At 69.4% G+C, this 3,705-nt stretch carries 5 protein-coding genes and 1 pseudogene; 3 read left to right on the forward strand and 3 right to left on the reverse strand.

Annotation, left to right across the window (positions count from 1 at the left end; genetic code table 11):
- Nucleotides 1-67: 67 nt before the first annotated feature.
- The gene (locus DQW06_RS03010) at nt 68-1,006 is read right to left on the reverse strand and encodes a hypothetical protein (RefSeq protein WP_013152996.1); all 939 of its coding nucleotides are present in this window, start codon (nt 1,004-1,006) and stop codon (nt 68-70) included.
- 165 nt (nt 1,007-1,171) lie between these two features.
- Between DQW06_RS03010 and DQW06_RS03015 the strand changes: the two genes are divergently transcribed.
- From DQW06_RS03015 to rnhA, 3 genes are all read left to right on the forward strand, one after another.
- Nucleotides 1,172-1,615, forward strand: coding sequence for an SMI1/KNR4 family protein (locus DQW06_RS03015; RefSeq protein WP_013152997.1), 444 nt, complete (start codon nt 1,172-1,174; stop codon nt 1,613-1,615).
- 20 nt (nt 1,616-1,635) lie between these two features.
- Nucleotides 1,636-2,295, forward strand: a complete 660-nt coding sequence (gene def / locus DQW06_RS03020; protein ID WP_117197920.1) for a peptide deformylase — start codon at nt 1,636-1,638, stop codon at nt 2,293-2,295.
- A gap of 218 nt (nt 2,296-2,513) precedes the next feature.
- Nucleotides 2,514-2,987, forward strand: coding sequence for a ribonuclease HI (gene rnhA, locus DQW06_RS03025; protein ID WP_019607377.1), 474 nt, complete (start codon nt 2,514-2,516; stop codon nt 2,985-2,987).
- A 53-nt stretch (nt 2,988-3,040) separates the two neighbouring features.
- On the opposite strand, the gene soxR is transcribed toward rnhA, so the two are convergent.
- Complete coding sequence (soxR, locus tag DQW06_RS03030; protein ID WP_013153000.1) at nt 3,041-3,508, reverse strand: redox-sensitive transcriptional activator SoxR; 468 nt, start codon at nt 3,506-3,508, stop codon at nt 3,041-3,043.
- A 4-nt stretch (nt 3,509-3,512) separates the two neighbouring features.
- Nucleotides 3,513-3,705, reverse strand: a pseudogene (locus DQW06_RS03035) (ABC transporter ATP-binding protein); the annotation flags it as partial.

Here is a 3,705-nt window from a genome sequence, read left to right on the forward strand (position 1 = left end):
GTGGGGGCACGTGTGAGGGAGGGCCTCCGCGGTGCGCGGGGGCCCTCCTGGCGGGTGTGGGGGTCTGTCAGGGCCAGCGCATGTCGGTGGCGGGGCCCAGGTCGCTGACGCGGGTGCTGCTGTGGGCGTCCAGGGCCTTCTTGAGTTGGTCCCAGGACTGCTGGGGGGTGTTGTCGGTGTTGTTGCAGGTGCGCTGTTGGCAGGCGGTGTACTGGGACATGGCTCCGGCGAAGCGCAGGGGGTCGTTGGCGTTGGTGTGGCCCCAGCGGCTGATGTTGGCCCACTGGTCGGCCTGGATGCCGTCGGTGCGGTAGATCTGGGGGATGACGTGGACGCGGGGGTTGCCTCCGCCGGCCATGTGGTGGACGTCGGCCAGGCGCCAGCCGTTGGCGCAGTCGCCCGAGCCGGTGGTGGGGCAGGAGTCGGCGGAGTTGGCGGCGTAGAGCGGTGTGGTGGTGGCCTGGGTGTAGGCGGCGAGCCAGTCGCGGGCCCAGGCGGGGGTGGACCAGGAGGGTTCGGCGTCCAGGGCTGCGGTGATGGTGACGGCCTCGGTGGTGGAGGCGTCCTTGACGGTGGTGACCAGGTCGGCCCAGCGCTGTCCGGCGTGGGTGCCGGTGATGCCGCCGTCGTCCTTGTTGTTGACGCCCAGGGCCAGGTGGGCGGTGGCCTGGTCGGTGCGGCACTCGGTGAAGCCCTGGGCCCAGTGGTGGGCGTAGGCGGCGGCCTTGCTGTAGGCGGAGCGGGGTGTGGTGGAGTTTCCCGCCCTGCCGGGTTCTCGGAGGGTGTCGTCCTTTTCCTGGGTGCCGAAGAAGAGGATGCGCGGGCCGGTGGCGCCGGTGCGTCCTTCGGTGCATCCGGCCTCGTGGGCTTGGGTGGAGGTGGCGTCGGTGAGGGGGACGTAGCGGCTGGTGGTGTGGCCGGGGTAGGCGGTGGTGGTCGCGGTGGTGGCGTGGGCCGGTGCGCCCAGGGCGGTCAGGGCGGCGGCGAGCGCGGTGGTGGCGAGCATGCGTGCGGTGGAAGCCATGGGGTCATTGTGTGGGATAGTGATCGGTTGTGCACGCATCGTGATATGGGTGGCGTGTTCGGTGTTTGGGGTGGTGCGGCGGGTGCGGGTTCGGGTTTTTGGCGCAACTCGCCGCCGACGATTTCCCGTGGGTTGCCACGACCTGTGATGATCAGGAGTGTGTGGCGTGAACTGATCCTGGAGATGTATCCCGAGGCCGATCTGAGCGATCCGGCCGATGAGGTGACCCTGGCCGAGGTGGAGAAGCACCTGATGCTGCCCCTGCCCTTCGAGCTGGCCTCGTTGCTGCGTGAGACCGATGGGGTGACCAACGAGTACGGGGACGCGGTGGTGTGGAGTGCGCGGCGTTTGGTGGAGGACAACCTGGCGATGCGCCGGGAGCCGGACTATCTGGAGCTGTACGCGCCCTTCGACGAGATGATCTTCTTCGGTGATTCCGACATGGGGCCGCAGTTCGCCTACGTGCACACCGACTACGGTCCGGGGATTGTGGTGTGGGACCATGAGAGTGACCGGCGACGCCTGGTGGTGGTGTCGTTGCGCGACTACCTGGCGCGGTGTCTGATCCAGGGCAACTCCTGGTTTCGTTGAAGTGTGGTGAGAGTAGGACCATGTCGGAGCATGGCGGGGTTGGCGTCGTCGTTCAGGGCCGGGAGGTCGCGGATTTCCCCGAGTGGGCTCCGGAGGCGGCGCGCGGCCGGGTGCGGCGGATCACCGTGACGGGTGAGGAGGTGCTGCACCGGCGTGGTGTGGATGTGGCGCCGCAGATGTGGGGTTCGGCGGAGTTGGCCGGGCTCATCGACGACATGTTCGTGACGATGTACGCGGCCGAGGGTGTGGGGTTGGCGGGCAGCCAGGTGGGTGTGGACCTGCGGGTGTTCGTCTATGACTGCCCTGATGATGATGGTGTGCGTCATGTGGGGCATGTGGTCAACCCGGTGTTGGACGAGCGCGATCCCGATGACGCGGTGGTGGTGGAGTCGGAGGGGTGTTTGTCGGTTCCGGGGCCGCACGCGGATCTGGGGCGGGCCGAGCACGCCACGGTGCGGGGAGTGGACCGGGACGGCAATCCCGTGGTCGTCAGCGGTAGCGGGTACTTCGCCCGGTGTTTGCAGCACGAGACCGATCACACGCTGGGGCGGTTGTACGTGGACCGGTTGAGTACGCGTGAGCGCAAGCGGGTGCTGAAGAAGATGAACGAGATGGCCAACGACGTGTTCGCGCGTCGTGAGGAGCGGGCCGAGGAGCTGGCGCGGGAGCTGGCTGGCTGAGCGGGGCTGTGTGCGGGGGTGTTCCGGGTGCGGAACGCCCCCCTTTTTTTGTGGGGCGGGGTGGTTGGTTGGTGTGGCTGTGGGGGGTCCTTTGGCTGGGTTGACGGGCCGAAGTGGCGGGTGTGGGGGCTCCATTGGGGGTGATTGGCTCCTTTTGTGGCCCCGTTGGCGGGAGTTGTGGCCTTTTCGTGACCGTAGGGGGCGGTAGATTGCCCGGCATGCGTAACGGGGACGAGGTCGGCCAGGAGCCGACGCAGCGGGTGGTCATCTACACCGACGGGGCGTGCAGCGGCAACCCCGGTCCGGGCGGGTGGGGGGTGTGGCTGCGCTACGGCGGCCACGAGAAGGAGCTGTACGGGGGCGAGGCGCAGACCACCAACAACCGGATGGAGCTGATGGCGGCGATCCGGGCGCTGGAGAGCCTGCGCCAGCCGCTGCCGGTGCTGGTGCACACCGACTCCTCCTACGTGCGCAACGGGATCACCTCGTGGCTGCACGGGTGGAAGCGGCGGGGCTGGCGCACGGCCGACAAGAAACCGGTCAAGAACGTGGACCTGTGGCAGCGCCTGGACGAGGTCGCCTCGCGCTATGAGGTGGAGTGGCGCTGGGTGCGCGGGCACAGCGGGGACGAGGGCAACGAGCGCGCTGACGCGTTGGCGCGGCGCGGACGCGACGAGGCCGCCGGGGTGTAAGGGGCGGTACGGCAGGCGGCGGGCACCGGGTGTTCGCCGCCTGTGTCGTGTGTTCAGCCTGTTTCGCGTGCCAGGGCGTTGACCATCAGGCGGCGCGGGCCGGGGCCGGCGGAGGCCAGGGCGTCGTCGGGGTTGGACAGGGTGCAGGTGTCCAGGGACAGGCAGCCGCAGCCGATGCAGTTGGTCAGGTCGTCGCGCAGGCGGATGAGTTGGCTTATGCGGGCGTCGAGTTCGGTGCGCCACTGCTGGGACAGGCGGGCCCAGTCGTCACGGGTGGGGGTGCGGTTGTCGGGCAGGGTGTCCAGGGCCTGGCGGATGCGTGCCAGGGGCATGCCCACGCGTTGGGAGATGCGGATGAAGGAGACCCGGCGCAGGGTGTCGCGGCGGTAGCGGCGCTGGTTGCCGGCGGTGCGGCGGCTGTGGATCAGGCCCTGGCGTTCGTAGAAGTGCAGGGCGGAGACGGCGACTCCGGCGCGTTCGGCGACCTGGCCGACGGTGAGTTCCTTGACGATGGGTGCCACGTGCTCATCCTAGGGCGTGGCCGGTGGTGCGGTGGGTGCCGGTGAGGGCGTACAGGCGTGCGTAGGCGCCGCCGCGGACCAGGAGTTGGTGGTGGGTGCCGGTTTCGGTGACGCGTCCCTTGTACAGGAGCAGGATGCGGTCGGCGGTGCGGGCCAGGGTGGGTTGGCGGGTGAGGGTGAGCAGGCCGGTGTCGGGG

This window comes from Nocardiopsis sp. TNDT3, assembly GCF_003427465.1.
In the GTDB taxonomy this organism is placed as follows: Bacteria; Actinomycetota; Actinomycetes; order Streptosporangiales; family Streptosporangiaceae; genus Nocardiopsis; species Nocardiopsis dassonvillei.